9 protein-coding genes are annotated in these 15,093 nt (G+C 65.1%); 7 read left to right on the forward strand and 2 right to left on the reverse strand.

Annotation, left to right across the window (positions count from 1 at the left end; all coding sequences use genetic code 11):
* Positions 1 to 2: 2 nt before the first annotated feature.
* The 3 genes from AC1DUN_RS21525 (at position 3) to AC1DUN_RS21535 (ending at position 2,052) form a co-directional block, all read left to right on the forward strand.
* Positions 3 to 770: an ABC transporter ATP-binding protein gene (locus AC1DUN_RS21525; RefSeq protein WP_477661243.1), complete on the forward strand. Its 768-nt coding sequence runs from the start codon at positions 3 to 5 to the stop codon at positions 768 to 770.
* Between the two features lie 14 nt (positions 771 to 784).
* Positions 785 to 1,504, forward strand: coding sequence for an ABC transporter ATP-binding protein (locus tag AC1DUN_RS21530; RefSeq protein WP_074578237.1), 720 nt, complete (start codon positions 785 to 787; stop codon positions 1,502 to 1,504).
* Positions 1,505 to 1,677: 173 nt separating this feature from the next.
* Positions 1,678 to 2,052 (forward strand): DUF2845 domain-containing protein, encoded by a 375-nt coding sequence (locus tag AC1DUN_RS21535; protein ID WP_477715762.1) that lies wholly within the window; start codon positions 1,678 to 1,680, stop codon positions 2,050 to 2,052.
* Between the two features lie 172 nt (positions 2,053 to 2,224).
* Here AC1DUN_RS21535 and AC1DUN_RS21540 read toward each other — a convergent pair whose 3' ends face one another.
* Positions 2,225 to 3,223, reverse strand: coding sequence for a Bug family tripartite tricarboxylate transporter substrate binding protein (locus AC1DUN_RS21540; protein ID WP_477715763.1), 999 nt, complete (start codon positions 3,221 to 3,223; stop codon positions 2,225 to 2,227).
* 164 nt (positions 3,224 to 3,387) lie between these two features.
* Here AC1DUN_RS21540 and AC1DUN_RS21545 point away from each other — a divergent pair, with 164 nt between their 5' ends.
* Positions 3,388 to 3,756: a hypothetical protein gene (locus AC1DUN_RS21545; protein WP_477715764.1), complete on the forward strand. Its 369-nt coding sequence runs from the start codon at positions 3,388 to 3,390 to the stop codon at positions 3,754 to 3,756.
* Between the two features lie 106 nt (positions 3,757 to 3,862).
* Here AC1DUN_RS21545 and AC1DUN_RS21550 read toward each other — a convergent pair whose 3' ends face one another.
* On the reverse strand, positions 3,863 to 4,915 hold the full coding sequence (locus AC1DUN_RS21550) for a CDP-6-deoxy-delta-3,4-glucoseen reductase (protein WP_477715765.1): 1,053 nt from the start codon (positions 4,913 to 4,915) through the stop codon (positions 3,863 to 3,865).
* Between the two features lie 60 nt (positions 4,916 to 4,975).
* Here AC1DUN_RS21550 and AC1DUN_RS21555 point away from each other — a divergent pair, with 60 nt between their 5' ends.
* From AC1DUN_RS21555 to AC1DUN_RS21565, 3 genes are all read left to right on the forward strand, one after another.
* On the forward strand, positions 4,976 to 5,902 hold the full coding sequence (locus AC1DUN_RS21555; RefSeq protein ID WP_477715766.1) for an NAD-dependent epimerase/dehydratase family protein: 927 nt from the start codon (positions 4,976 to 4,978) through the stop codon (positions 5,900 to 5,902).
* 267 nt (positions 5,903 to 6,169) lie between these two features.
* A complete protein-coding gene (locus AC1DUN_RS21560; RefSeq protein WP_477715767.1) occupies positions 6,170 to 12,988 on the forward strand; it encodes a YDG domain-containing protein in 6,819 nt (2,272 codons plus the stop codon).
* A 27-nt stretch (positions 12,989 to 13,015) separates the two neighbouring features.
* Entirely contained in the window at positions 13,016 to 14,707 is a 1,692-nt protein-coding gene (locus AC1DUN_RS21565) for a ShlB/FhaC/HecB family hemolysin secretion/activation protein (RefSeq protein ID WP_477715768.1), read from the forward strand.
* Positions 14,708 to 15,093: the final 386 nt, after the last annotated feature.

The following is a 15,093-nucleotide window of genomic DNA, read 5'->3' on the forward strand; positions in this document are numbered from 1 at the left end:
ACATGAGCGAAACCATTCTTAAAGTCTCCGGTGTCTCCAAGCGCTTCGGCGGCTTGCAAGCCCTGAGCGATGTCGGTATCCACATCCAGCGCGGCCAGGTTTACGGCCTGATCGGCCCCAACGGCGCCGGCAAGACCACTTTCTTCAATGTGCTGACCGGGCTTTACACGCCCGACAGCGGCACTTTTGAACTTGCCGGCAAGGCCTACAAGCCCACGGCCGTGCACGAAGTCGCCAAGGCCGGCATCGCCCGCACCTTCCAGAACATCCGGCTCTTCGCCGACATGACGGCCCTGGAAAACGTGATGGTCGGCCGGCATATCCGCACGCAGTCCGGCCTCATGGGCGCGGTGTTCCGCACGCCCGGCTTCAAGCACGAGGAAGCCGCCATCGCCAAGCGCTCGCAGGAACTGCTGGATTACGTGGGCATAGGCAAATATGCCGACTTCAAGGCCCGCACGCTGAGCTACGGCGACCAACGCCGCCTGGAAATCGCCCGGGCGCTGGCCACCGACCCGCAACTGATCGCGCTCGACGAGCCGGCCGCCGGCATGAACGCCACCGAAAAAGTGCAGCTGCGCGAACTGATAGACCGTATCCGCAAGGACAACCGCACCATCCTGCTGATCGAGCACGACGTCAAGCTGGTCATGGGCCTGTGCGACCGGGTCACCGTGCTCGACTACGGCAAGCAGATCGCCGAAGGCGCGCCCGCCGAAGTGCAAAAAGACGAAAAAGTGATCACCGCCTATCTGGGCACCGGTCATTGAAGGAAAACAAGAACATGGCAGCAAACACACTCCTCAAAGTGACCGGCCTGAAAGTCGCCTACGGCGGTATCCAGGCGGTCAAGGGCGTGGACTTCGAAGTCCACGACGGCGAACTGGTCACGCTGATCGGCTCCAACGGCGCCGGCAAGACCACCACCATGAAGGCCATCACCGGCACCCTGCCGATGCTGGACGGCGACATCGAATACCTGGGTAAAAGCATCAAGGGCCGCGGCGCCTGGGACCTGGTCAAGGAAGGCCTGGCCATGGTGCCGGAGGGCCGCGGCGTGTTCACCCGCATGACCATCACCGAAAACCTGCAGATGGGCGCCTACATCCGCAGCGACAAGGCCGGCATCGCCGAAGACATCGAAAAGATGTTCGTGCTGTTCCCGCGCCTGCGTGAGCGCAAGGACCAGCTGGCCGGCACCATGTCCGGCGGCGAACAGCAGATGCTGGCCATGGGCCGCGCGCTGATGAGCCGGCCCAAGGTGCTGCTGCTCGATGAGCCCTCCATGGGTCTGTCGCCCATCATGGTCGACAAGATCTTCGAGGTCGTGAAGGACGTCTCTTCGCGCGGCGTGACGGTGCTGCTGGTCGAGCAGAATGCCAGCCGCGCGCTGGGCATCGCCAACCGCGGCTACGTCATGGAGTCCGGCAACGTCACCATGAACGGCGACGCCAAGCAGCTGCTCAGCGACCCGCGCGTGCGCGCCGCCTACCTCGGCGAATAAGCCGTTGTTTTGCGCCAGCCCGCGCGCCGCACGGTGCCGCGGGATGCGCATTACAGCCGTAACACCGGCAGGCCGGCCCGGGGCCGCAAATGCCTTGCGGCGCCAAATCTTTGCGCATAAAGTTCGAAGGGTGCGCCGCACGCGCATCTTTATCGAACCCTGGGAAGCAAAAAATGAATCCAATCCTTGTCCGCGCCGCCGCTGTGACCCTGGCCTTGCTGGCTTCGTCCGCGTTCACCGGCGCCTCTGCCCAATCGCTACGCTGCAAGGGTGACCTTGCGCAGATCGGCAACTCCAAGGGCACCATTTTGCAAAAATGCGGCGAGCCCGTCATGAAGGACAGCTTCTGCAAGCCCGTGCAGGAAACCGTTTCCAGCGCGCCCGTCACCACGCCGACGGTGCCCAGCGCCACCGCCAACGTCACGGTCAACACCTGCCAGCAGGTTGAGGAGTGGACTTACAACCCCGGTTATGGGCAGTTCATGACCATGCTGTTGTTTGAGGGCGGCTCCCTCAAAAGCATCCGCTACGGCGACCGTGTGAAGTGAGCCCCCACGCTTTTCACTTCGTGTAATGCGCTGCCCCCCGAGGGGGCCGCTGCGCCTGCGGCCCGGCAAAGCCGGTTCCGCGGCTCCTGCTGGGTTTAAGAGTCGCGGCGGCGGTGAGCAATGAAAAAGGCCGGCCCCTTTCGTGGGGCCGGCCTTTTTTATGGGCCTCGGATCAATCCACCTTGGCGCCCGAGGCCTTCACCACTTTTTCATACTTGGCCAGCTCGCTTTTCATGAAGGCGCCGAACTGCTCGGGCGTGCTGCCCACGGGTTCGGCCATCAGCGTGGCAAAGCGAGACTTGGCTTCGGGGGAGTTCAGCGCGGCGACAAAGGCATGGTTGAGTTTGGCCACCACGTCCTTGGGTGTGCCGGCGGGCGCCACCAAGCCCCACCAGGTGTCGATCTCAAAACCCTTGAGCGTCTCGGAGACCGCCGGCACCTCGGGCAGCATGGCGCTGCGCTTGGCGGTGGTCACGGCCAGGGCCTTGAGCTTGCCGGCCTTGATGTTGGCCGAGGCCGTGGCGAGGTTGTCGAAGTTGTAGTCGACCTGGCCGCTGAGCAGCGCCAGCTGGGCCGGGTTGCCGCCGTTGTAGGGAATGTGCAGCGCGAAGATGCCGGCCTGGGCCTTGAACATCTCGCCGGCCAGGTGGCCCGCGCTGCCGTTGCCGCCGCTGGCGTAGTTGAGCTTGGCCGGGTTGGCCTTGGCGTATTTGATGAGGTCGGCCAGTGTGTTGATGTTCAGGCGCCGCGCGGTGTCGGCGTTCATCACCAGCACATTGGGCACACGCACCATCTGCGTGATGGGTGCGAAATCGGTGGCCGCGTTGTACGGCATCTTGCTGTAAAGCCAGGGGTTGATGGCATGCGTGGCCACCGCCGAGATGCCGACCGTGAGGCCGTCGGGCTGGGCCTTGGCGATCGCGTCGACGCCGATGTTGCCGCCGCCGCCCGGCTTGTTTTCAATGATCACGGTGCCCAGCGAGTCTTTTACGCGCTCAGCCATCAGGCGGGCGGTTGCGTCGATGGGGCCGCCGGCCGCATAGGGCACGATGATGCGCGTGATCTTGGCCTGGGCCAGTGCCGGGACGGGTGACAGGGCCGCGCCAGCCGTCAAAACGACGGCCAGGCTTTTGGCCAGCAGGAAGGGGAGGGTGAGGGGTCGAATATTCATTGCCCTATTGTTGCAAAAAAGTTTGAGGCAGCAGCCTCCTGCCTGGAACATCGCGGTTACAGCATCTTTACCTGCGAGACATGGACGCCCGGCGGCCGCGCCGCGTTGGGATGTCATGAGGCGCCCGCTTCATGTTTTCTCAACCTCAAACCCAAGGAAACCCCATGAAGATTCACACCCTTGCCGCCGCCCTTGCACTGGCTACCGGTGGCCTTGCTTTTGCCCAGGCGCCCGCCGCCCCCGCGGCGCCCAAAGACCCGCTGGCCACGCCCCGCATCGACCAGCGCCAGGCCAACCAGGAAAAGCGCATTGACCAGGGCGTCAGCTCGGGTACGCTGACCGCCAAGGAAACGGCCAAGCTCGACAAGCGCGAGACCAAAATCGAAGCCGACAAGCTGGCCGCCAAATCCGACGGCAAGGTCACCAAGGCCGAACGCCGCAAACTCAAACACGAAGAAAACCGCGCCAGCGCCGCCATCCGCCGCCAGAAGCATGACCGGCAGGTCGCGCCCGTGCCCGCCAAAGCCGGCTGAAGTTCGCCGCCCTTGAACCGCGCATAAAAAAAGCCCCGGCTGATACATCAGCCGGGGCGTTTCTTTTTCTTCTTCTTTTATTCTTCTTGTTTGTTGGGTGCGCCGCTCAGGTTTCCGCGGGAACCGTGGCCTGGGATTTTTCCTTTTCGGTCACAAAGGAGTCGGCATAAAACTCATCTTCCGGCAGTCCGGCCGCGGTGTAGGCGGCCTGGGCCGAGTCCACCACGATGGGTGCGCCGCAGGCATACACCTGGTGGCCCGACAGGTCGGCGAAATCCTCCAGCACGGCCTGGTGGACAAAGCCGGTGCGGCCGGTCCAGTTGTCCTCGGGCAGGGCATTGGACACCACAGGCACGTAGCGCAAATTCGGCATTTCCGCGGCCTTGGTTTTCACCCATTCGTCCATGTACAGGTCGGCCGGTCGGCGGCCGCCCCAGTAGAGCACAGCCGGGCGCGTGATGCCCTTGAACTGCAGGTGCTCGATCAGCGCCTTGATGGGCGCAAAACCGGTGCCCGAGGCCAGCAGCACCATGGGCTTGTCGCTGTCTTCGCGCAGGTAGAAGCTGCCGAAAGGGCCTTCGATGCGCAGGATTTCCTTTTCCTTCATGGGGCCGAACACATGCTCGGTGAACTTGCCGCCCGGCATGTGGCGGATGTGCAGTTCCACGCCCGGGTTCTCGGCCTGGGTGTGCGGTGCGTTGCCCATGGAATAAGCGCGGCGGTCGCCGTCGCGCAGCAAAAACTCCACATACTGGCCGGCGTGGTACTTGAACACGTCGCTGGCCGGCAGTTGCAGGCGCACCACCATCACGTCGTGCGAGGCCTTGGCCAGGCTGTTGATGCGCACCGGCATCTTCTTGACGGGGAAGGCGCTTTCGTCGGTCACGTGGCGCGACTCGATGACCACATCGGAATGGGCCGTGGCGCAGCAGGTGAGGATGAAGCCGGCGGCTTCTTCCTCGGGCGACAGGGCCTTGGCCTGGTGCGCGCCGTGGGTCACCGTGCCTTCGAGTTTTCTGGATTTGCAGGAACCGCAAGCGCCGTCCTTGCAGCCGTAGGGCAGGCCTATGCCCTGGCGTATGGCGGCGGCCAGCAGGGCTTCGTCCACCTGGGCGATGAAAGTCCGGCCGCTGGGCTGCACGGTCACGTTAAAGCTCATATTCGGTATCCTTGCGGTAACTGTTCTCGACTTGGCCGGTTTTCCCGGCAACCCCCAATTTTGCCCTCAAACTTAAGTCCTTTAGGTGCACTGCCTTCCCGCTTCCGCAGGGAGCGCATTTTGATCGTCGGCTGCGGCGACGTGGGCCTGCGCGCGGCCCGGCAGCTGCCGCGCAATGCCAGGCTCATGGCGCTCACCTCTTCGGCCGCGCGTGTGGCCGAACTGCGCTCCCGGGGCATCACGCCGCTGCAGGGCAACCTGGACGAAGGCGCCTCGCTGCGCCGGCTGGCGGGCCTGGCCACCCGGGTGTTGCACCTGGCGCCGCCCCCGAATGACAGAGCCGACTTGCGCAGCGACCCGCGCACGCTGGCCCTGCTGCGCGCCCTGCGGCTGCGCGGCCTGCCGCGCTCCCTGGTCTATGCCTCCACCAGCGGGGTCTACGGCGACTGCGGCGGCGAATGGGTGCGCGAAACCCGGCCGCTGAACGCCCACACGCCGCGCGCCCAGCGCCGCGTGCATGCCGAGGCGCATGTGCGGCTGTTCGGCCGGGCCACCGGCACCCGGGTGCACCTGCTGCGCATTCCGGGCATTTACGCGCCCGACCGCGAAGGCGGCACGCCGCGCGGGCGGCTGCTCAAAGGCACGCCGGTGCTGCGCGCGGAGGACGACGTCTACACCAACCACGTCCACGCCGACGATCTGGCCCGTGCCTGCCTCGCGGCGCTGTGGCGCGGCAAGCCGCAGCGCGCCAGCAATGCCAGTGACGACACCCAGCTCAAGATGGGCGACTACTTCGACCTGGCGGCCGATCTTTACGGCTTGCCGCGGCCGGCGCGCCTGGCGCGCGGCAGCGCCCAGCAAGAGCTGCCCGGGGTGCTCTTGAGCTTCATGAGTGAATCGCGCCGGCTGGACAACAGCCGCCTCAAGCGCGAATTGCGGCTTCGCCTGCGCTACCCGACGGTGGAAATCGGGCTGCGCGATCGCTGAAAAACGCCGGGTTGAAGCAATGTGGTCCGCTTTCGCGCCACTTCGCCCTTTGTGGCTGTATGTTTTTTGCAACGGCGCGGCGGTCAAATGTTACAACCAAAGAGGTAACCATTTGAAACAAAATGCTCCGACCCGGAGCCGTTTCTATTAACCGTAAAAAGATCTTTTTTTGAGCTGATCTGCTGCGATTCCTTTCTGCATACCATCACTTCGACCGACCCCTCTCTTTCAATCGACTGACAAAGGGGGTCTTGCGGAGTGTGAAAAATGCACAAAAAAAATTCGAGCGGCAGCGCAAAAGCTGCAGGAGTTGTAACAAGAATTGGCCAGCAGGCCCTCGCGGCTCCGCCATTTCTTGACGCGCTGGGCCGGGCCGCCGGCCGCGCGGCAGGCCGATGGGCCCTGCGCAAACCCGCAACAGCGGTTTTGCTGCTCGGGGCGGCCACGGCCCAGGCCGGGCCGGTGGATGGCCAGGTCACCTCGGGTGCGGCCAGCATCTCCCAGAGCGGGGCCAACACCACCATCACCCAGTCCAGCCAGAACGCCTCCCTGAACTGGAAGAGCTTTAACGTCGGCGCGCAGGAAAGCGTCAAGTTCGTGCAGCCCTCGGCCAGCGCGATCGCGGTGAACCGCATCCTGGACACCCAGGGCAGCCAGATCATGGGCCAGCTCAATGCCAACGGGCAGGTCTACCTGATCAACCCCAACGGCGTGCTCTTCGGCGCCGGCGCCCAGGTCAATGTGGGCGGGCTGGTCGCCTCCACGCTGGACGTCAAGGATGCGGACCTGGGCAGTGCCCAGCGCACTTTCAGCGGCAGCGGTTCGGGCAGCGTGGTCAACCTGGGCACCCTCACTGCGGCCCCGGGCGGTTATGTCGTCCTGATCGGCAACACCGTGCGCAACCAGGGCAGCATCAACGCCCCCAAGGGCAGCGTGGCGCTGGCGGCCGGCAGCGCGGCCACCCTGACCCTGCAGGACAACCAGTTGCTCAAGGTCGTGGTCGACCAGAGCGTGCTCAACAGCCTGGCCGAAAACGGCGGGCTGATCCGGGCCGACGGCGGCCAGGTATTCCTGAGCGCCGGCGCCCGGGATTCGCTGCTGGCCAGCGTGGTCAACAACAGCGGCGTGATCCAGGCGCGCACCGTGGAAAACCGCAACGGCACCATCATCCTGCTGGGCGGCATGGCCGCCGGCACCGCCAAGGTCGCGGGCACGCTGGACGCCTCGGCGCCCAATGGCGGCAACGGTGGTTTCATCGAGACCTCGGGCGCGCAGGTGAAGATTGCGGATGACGCCAGAATCACCACGGCGGCCCCCACCGGCAGCAGCGGCACCTGGCTGATCGACCCGGTGAACTTCACCGTCGCCGCCTCGGGCGGGGACATCACGGGCGCGGCGCTGGGCACCAACCTGGGCGCGGGCAACGTCGTCATCCAGAGCAGCAGCGGCGCCGCGGGCACGGCGGGCGACGTCAACGTCAACGACGTGGTGGGCTGGAGCGCCAACCAGCTGACGCTCAACGCGCAGAACAACATCAACATCAACGCCAACCTCAACGCCTCGGGCACGGGCAAGCTGGCGCTGGAATACGGCCAGGGTACGACAAACGGCACCGGCAGCTCTTACAACGTCAACAACGGCGCGAAGGTCAACCTGCCGGCGGGCAACAACTTCAGCACCAAACGAGGCAGCACCGGCGCCACCATCGCGTATACCGTCATCACCGACCTGGGCGCCGCGGGCAGCACCACCACCACCGATCTGCAGGGCATTAGCGGCAATCTCGGCGGGCGCTATGTGTTGGGGGCCGACATCGATGCTGCGCTCACGAGCACCTGGAACGGCGGTGCGGGCTTCGCGCCTATCGGAACAGGCAACAGTGGCTGCACCCCCAATTGTTTTTACGGTACTTTTGACGGCCTGGGCCACACCATCACCGGCCTCACCATAGACCGAACGACGCGGTTCACCGGCCTGTTCGGTTCCACCTCTTCGGCCAGCGTTATCCGCAATGTCGGCCTGGTGGGCGGTTCAGTCAGGAGTACCAACAACGATACCGGTGCATTGGCGGGATGGAACGACGGCATCATCAGCAACAGCTACGCCAGCACGAACGTGTCCGGAGGCGCCGATGCCGGTGGGCTGGTGGGGGGGACCAGCGGCAACTCAAAAATCGACCACAGTTACGCGACAGGCAATGTGAATGGATCGGTTTTCACCGGTGGGCTGGCGGGGTACAACCAAGGTGATATCAGCAACAGCTATTCCACCGGTACCGTAACCAGCGGTCAGGCTGCCGGTGGACTCGTTGGCTACATGCTCCATGTCGGCAACATCAGCAGCAGTTATTCCAGTGCCACCGTCAACAGCTCCGGCGATACCAACGGCGGCCTGGTTGGTTTGTGGAGCGGCAGCGGCGGAAGCATCAGCAACAGCTATGCCACGGGCGCCGTCACCGGCACCACCAAGACAGGCGGGCTGGTGGGAGACATGAGCAACAGCGGCGGCACGATCACCAACAGCTATGCCGCCGGACAGGTGACGGGCACCGCCGGCAGCGTGGGCGGTTTGGTAGGGAGCCAGACGGCCGGGACGATCAGCGGCAGTTTTTGGGACACCACGACCACCGGGCAGGCCACCAGCGCGGGCGGCGGCACCGGCATGACCACGGCCCAGATGCAGCAACAGGCCAATTTCAACTCAGCCACGGCCGCCAACGGCAACGTCAACCCGAACTGGGATTTGGCCAACGTCTGGCGGATTTATGACGGGCACAGCCGTCCGCTGCTCAAATCATTGATGACGCCGGTCACGGTCACCGTCGGCAATACCAGCAAGACCTACGACAAGCTGGCATGGAACGGCGGGACCGGCATCAGTTGCTCCAACGTGGCCTGCGGCAGCCTGTCGGGGAGCGTCAGCTTCGGCGGAAACGCCCAGGGGGCGGTCAATGCCGGCAGCTACACGGTGACAGGGTCGGGCCTGTATTCCAACCAGCAGGGCTATGACATCAGTTACGCCAATGGCACTCTGACCGTGAATCCCGCCAACCTGGTGGTCACGGGCGTCAGCGCGGCCAACAAGGTGTACGACGCCGGCGTGGGCGCCACCTTGAACGGAACGGCAAGCGTTACGGCCATTGCCGGTGACACGGTGAGCGTGACCGGTGTGGGCAGCGGCACCTTCGCCGACAAGAACGCGGGCAACGGCAAGGCCGTGACTGTCACCGGCTACACATTGAGCGGAGCCGACGCCGGCAACTATGCCGTGGTGCAGCCCACGGGGCTGACGGCAAATATCACACCGGCCAGCCTCGCTGTCACCGGCGTGAGCGCGGCCGGCAAGGTGTATGACGGCACCCGTGCCACCACGTTCAATGGCACCCCGACCGTTACGCCCCTGGGCACCGATGTCGTGCTTGTGGGCGGCGGCAACGTCGGCATGTTCATCGACAAGAACGTGGGCAACGGCAAGACCGTCACCGGCACCAACTACTTCCTGGGCGGCGCCGATGCCAACAACTATGTCATCGTTCAGCCCACGGGGACGGCGAACATCACACCAGCCAGCTTGACAGTCACCGGTGTGGGCGCGGACAGCAAGGTATACAACGCCAGCGACGCAGCCACACTCAATGGCGTAGCCAGCGTCACGGCAATCGCCGGTGACACGGTGACAGTGGGCGGCGGCAGCGGCAGGTTTGTCGACAAAAACGTGGGCAACAACAAGGTGGTCAATGTCACCGGCTATACGCTGGGCGGTGCCGATGCCGGCAACTACACCGTGGTGCAGCCCACCGGTGTCAGGGCCAACATCACACCGGCCAGCCTGACGGTTACCGGCGTGGGGGCGAACAACAAGGTGTACGACACCACCACTGCCGCCACGCTCAATGGCACGGCCAGCGTTGCAGCCTTGGGCGGCGATGTCGTGACCGTGGGCGGGACGGGCAGCGGCACTTTCGCCAACAAGAATGTGGGCAACGCCAAGGCGGTCACTGTCACCGGCTACACGCTGGGCGGCGCCGATGCGGGCAACTACACCGTGGTGCAACCCACGGCGGTGACCGCCAACATCACGCCTGCCAGCCTGACGGTCACGGGCGTGAGCGCAAACAACAAGGTGTACGACACCACGGCGGCTGCCACGCTGGGCGGAACCGCGGCCGTCACGGCCCTGGCTGGTGATGTGGTGACCGTTGGCGGCGGCAGCGCCACTTTTGCCAACAAAAATGTGGGCAACGGCAAGGCGGTCACTGTCACCGGCTACACGCTGGGTGGTGTCGATGCGGGCAACTACACCGTGGTGCAACCCACCGGGCTGGCGGCGAACATTACACCCGCCAGCCTCACGGTCACGGGGGTGGGCGCGAACAACAAGGTGTACGACACCACGACCACCGCCACGCTCAATGGCACGGCCAGCGTTACAGCCTTGGGCGGCGATGTCGTCACCTTGGGCGGGACTGGCAGCGGAACGTTCGCCAACAAGAACGTGGGCAATGGCAAGGCGGTCACTGTCACGGGCTACACGCTGGGCGGCGCCGATGCGGGCAACTACACAGTGGTGCAACCCACGGCAGTGACAGCAAACATCACGCCTGCCAGCTTGACGGTCACGGGTGTGAGCGCCAACAACAAGGTCTACGACGCCACAACCGCCGCCACGCTGGGCGGAACCGCGGCCGTCACGGCCCTGGCCGGTGATGTGGTGACCGTTGGCGGCGGCACCGGCACCTTCGCCAACAAGAATGTGGGCAACGGCAAAACCGTGACCGCCACGGGCTACACGCTGGGCGGAGCCGACGCAGGCAACTACACCGTGGTCTTGCCCACGGGGCTGACCGCCAACATCACGCCCGCCAGCCTCACGGTCACGGGTGTGGGCGCGAACAACAAGGTGTACGACACCACGACTGCCGCCACGCTCACTGGCACGGCCAGCGTTGCCGCTCTGGGTGGCGATACCGTCACTGTAGGCGGCACCGGCAACGGAACTTTCGCCAACAAGAATGTGGGCAATGGCAAGACCGTGACCGTGACCGGCTACACGCTGGGCGGGGCTGACGCCGGCAACTACACCATAGCTCAGCCCACGGGCGTCACGGCCAACATCACGCCGGCCAGCCTGGCCGTCACGGGTGTAGGCGCCAACAACAAGGTCTACGACGCCACCACCACCGCTGCCCTCAGCGGAACGGCGGCGGTTACCGCCCTGGGCGGTGACGTGGTGGCTATCGGTGGAACGGGCAGCGGCAACTTCGCCAACAAGAATGTGGGCAATGGCAAGGCTGTCACTGTCACCGGTTACACGCTGAGTGGCGCAGACGCCGGCAATTACACCGTGGTCCAGCCCACAGGGCTCACCGCCAACATCACGCCGGCCAGCATCACGGTCACAGGTGTGAGCGCCAACAACAAGGTCTACGACACCACGACTGCCGCCACCCTCAGCGGCACGGCAAGCGTTGCGGCCCTGGGCACCGATGTGGTGACGGTTGGCGGCGGCAGCGGTGCTTTCGCCAACAAGAATGTGGGCAACGGCAAGGCCGTGACTGTCACCGGTTACACGCTGGGCGGCGCCGACGCCGGTAACTACACCGTGGTGCAACCCACGGGGCTGACGGCGAACATCACGCCGGCCAGCATCACCGTCACAGGCGTGACCGCCAACAACAAGGTCTATGACACCACCACCGCCGCCACGCTGAGCGGCACGGCGGCGGTCACGGCTTTGGGCGGCGACGTGGTGGCCGTGGGCGGCACCGGCAGCGGCAATTTCGCCAACAAGAATGTGGGCAACGGCAAGGCCGTGACCGTCACCGGCTATACGCTGAGCGGTGCCGACGCCGGCAACTACACCCTAGCTCAGCCCACGGGCGTCACGGCCAACATCACACCGGCCAGCCTGGCCGTCACGGGTGTGGGTGCCAACAACAAGGTCTATGACGCCACCACCACGGCCACGCTCAATGGCACGGCCAGTGTTGCGGCCCTGGGCGGTGACGTGGTGACGGTTGGCGGCGGCAGCGGCACGTTCGCCAACAAGAATGTCGGCAATGGCAAGACTGTGACGGTCACCGGCTACACCCTGGGCGGTGCCGACGCCGGCAATTACACCATCGTGCAGCCAACCGGCGTCACGGCCAACATCACGCCCGCCACTCTGGCCGTCAGCGGCGTAGGCGCCAACAACAAGGTCTACGACACCACCACCACCGCGACCTTGAACGGCACGGCCAGCATCACCGCCCTGGGCGCCGATGTTGTGGCCTTGGGCGGAACGGGCAGCGGCACCTTCGCCAACAAAAACGCGGGCAACGGCAAGGCCGTGACCGTCACCGGCTATACCCTGAGCGGTGCCGATGCCGGCAACTACGTCATCGCGCAGCCCAGCGGTGTCACCGCCAACATCACGCCCGCCACCCTGGCCATCACCGGGGTGAATGCCCAGAACAAGGTGTTTGACGGCACGACCGCCGCCACCCTGGGCGGCACCGCCGCCGTCACGGCCTTGGCCGGCGATGTGGTCAGCGTCGGTGGCGGCCACGGGGCTTTTGCCGACCCGAACGTGGGCAACGGCAAGGCCGTGACCGTGACCGGTTTTACCCTGAGCGGCGCCGATGCCGGCAACTACGCGGTGGTACAGCCCACCGGGCTGACTGCGGCCATCACGCCTTTGCCCGCAGCACCTGCGCCCGCGACGCCGACACCGACACCGACACCGACGACGACGACGACGACGACGACGTCCGGGCGGGGATTGGGAGTGGATGATGGAGGCATTCGTTCCGCCACGAAAGAGGCCCTGGATACGGAGCGCTCTACATTCAACTCCAGCGCCAGTTCGAGTTCCAACGCCAAATCCAATCCCAACGCCAACTCGACCGAGGCATCGTCAACCCTGCGCGTGACGCACAGCGCAAGCACCGATGCATCGTCGGGCGGCGAAGCGCCGGAGCCTTCCAGCCAGTTCGCCGAGGAGGTGGCGGACGCGCCCCTTGCCATGGCAAAAAAAGACCCACGCCTGCATATCGTTGACGGTGGCGTGCAGTTGCGAAGCGGTGTGATCGCCGCCAAAAAATAAAACCGGTCGCTCCACGGAAGTTTTCCCATGAAATGCCTCGTATCCCGAAAGCACGCGGTGCTGCTGCTGGCCGCCGCGCCCTTTTTGACGGCCCGGGCGGCTGATCCGCTGCCGGTCGATATCGGCACCATCCTGCAGCAGGTCCAGCCGTCCCAGCCCTTCGCGCCGCCGCCCCGCGGGGAAGCGCCGACCCTGAACAACCAGGAAAATGCCCCGGCACCGCCCGTACGTCCACCGGTTTCAGTGGACGTCAAATCGATCCAGATCCTCGGCAACACCCTGGTCGAGACGGACACCCTGCATGGACTGGTGGCCGACGCGGAAGGCAAAACCCTCACGCTCGACCAACTCGATGAAATGGCGACACGCATCAGCAGGTACTACCGCGGCCGGGGCCAAAGCTTCGCGCGAGCCGTGGTGCCCGCGCAGGTGATCTCCTCGGGCGTTGTGCGCTTTCTGGTGATAGAGGCGCGCTACGGCAAGGTCGGCATCGACAACCAGACGCGCGTGAACGACCTGCTGCTGCAGGCCACGGCCGCGCCGCTGCAGGGCGGGAAACCGGTGGAGCAGGCCCTGCTCGACAAGTCCTTGCTGTTGATGTCGGACATACCCGGCGTGATGGTGCAGGCCACCTTAAGGCCCGGCGAAGGGCTGGGCAGCTCCGACCTGGTGATCCAGGCCACGCCCGGCCCGGGGACTTCCGGAAGCCTGGTACTGGACGACTACGGCAACAGTTACACCGGCAGGGGCCGGCTCGGCGGCACGGTGTTCTTCAACAATCCCCTGCGGCGTGGCGATGTCCTGGGTGTGAGTGGCCTGAGTTCAGGCGCCGGGGTCAACTACGGCCGCGTGAGCTACGAATCCCTGTTGAACGGCCAGGGCACGCGCGGCGGGGCCGCCTATTCCATGCTGAACTACAAGATCGGCGGATCGCTGCAGGAGCTGGGCGCGAATGGCTCGGCCGAAACCGAAAGCCTTTGGGGCAGGCACCCGCTGCTGCGCAGCCAGACTGCCAATGTTTACGGCCAGGTCCAGTACGACAACCTGCAGCTGCGCGAGCGCATCGACATGGCGGGCATGAAGACGGACCGGCACCTGGGCAGCTGGACTTCCAGCCTGAGCGGAGACTGGCGCGACACCCTGCTGTCCGGCGGCATCAGCACCTGGAGCCTGGCATGGACCCGGGGCCGGCTGGGCTTTGATGTCGCGGAAGCCAGGCTGAGCGATGCGGCCAGCGCCAGAACAGAAGGCTGGTTTTCCAAGACCAACCTGAATTTCTCCCGCCTGCAGCGCTGGGGCGACAGGGGCTCGCTGTATGTGTCGTGGGCCGGCCAATGGGCCAATACCAACCTCGACTCCTCGCAAAAAATGTCCGTGGGCGGGCCTTATTCCGTACGTGCCTACGACGTCAGCGCGCTGTCGGGCGACGCGGGCTACCGCGGCAGCATAGAGCTGCGCTACGACCTGGGCGCGGCCGGCGGCGGAAGGCTGCAGGCTCTGGCCTTCTGGGACGGGGCCTACCTCAAGGTCAACCAGCGCCCCTGGACCACCGGCACCAACACCGCGACCTTTAGCGGCGCCGGTATCGGCCTCGACTGGAGTGGCTACAACCAGTGGCGCGCCCGGGCCTACCTGGCTTCACCGCTGGGCACCGCGCCCGAGCTGGTCAAGGCGCCGGATGCGATGCGGATGTGGACGGAGCTGGCTTACCGGTTCTGAGGTTCTTGTGGCCGGGTCTTGCTCCGGCTGAGCGCGCTCTTCCCCTCTCTCCTTCTCCTCTCTTCGTCTTTCTGCTTACTCTGCTGAGGCTTGCTGGCCGGGGGTAGCCCGGCAGCTACTCACTTTTATCGAAACCCGCAAAGCGGGTTTTCTTTTGTTCGCCAAAAGGCGCGCTACGCGCGCGGGGTTTGCTCACTTCGCGCAGCGAAGTTACGCAAACACCAAAAGTAAGCAAAAGAAAAGGCGACCCTGGTGTCTGCGTCCCTCCGCTTCGCTGCGGGCAACCTGCGGTGCTCGGCTCAGGCGGGGTCTSGCTAAACTCGCTCCGTTTCACTCCGCTCAGACAACGCGATCCCTGATCCGCCTGAACCTGCGCTCCTCGGCGC

Source organism: Polaromonas sp. P4_F6 (genome assembly GCF_056401275.1).

Excerpts from the sequence above, each read along its gene's own strand:
- AC1DUN_RS21540 (WP_477715763.1), bottom strand. The coding sequence starts at position 3,223 with ATGAATATTCGACCCCTCACCCTCCCCTTCCTGCTGGCCAAAAGCCTG.
- AC1DUN_RS21530 (WP_074578237.1), top strand. The coding sequence starts at position 785 with ATGGCAGCAAACACACTCCTCAAAGTGACCGGCCTGAAAGTCGCCTAC.
- AC1DUN_RS21565 (WP_477715768.1), top strand. The coding sequence starts at position 13,016 with ATGAAATGCCTCGTATCCCGAAAGCACGCGGTGCTGCTGCTGGCCGCC.
- AC1DUN_RS21550 (WP_477715765.1), bottom strand. The coding sequence starts at position 4,915 with ATGAGCTTTAACGTGACCGTGCAGCCCAGCGGCCGGACTTTCATCGCC.
- AC1DUN_RS21525 (WP_477661243.1), top strand. The coding sequence starts at position 3 with ATGAGCGAAACCATTCTTAAAGTCTCCGGTGTCTCCAAGCGCTTCGGC.
- AC1DUN_RS21560 (WP_477715767.1), top strand. The coding sequence starts at position 6,170 with ATGCACAAAAAAAATTCGAGCGGCAGCGCAAAAGCTGCAGGAGTTGTA.
- AC1DUN_RS21545 (WP_477715764.1), top strand. The coding sequence starts at position 3,388 with ATGAAGATTCACACCCTTGCCGCCGCCCTTGCACTGGCTACCGGTGGC.
- AC1DUN_RS21535 (WP_477715762.1), top strand. The coding sequence starts at position 1,678 with ATGAATCCAATCCTTGTCCGCGCCGCCGCTGTGACCCTGGCCTTGCTG.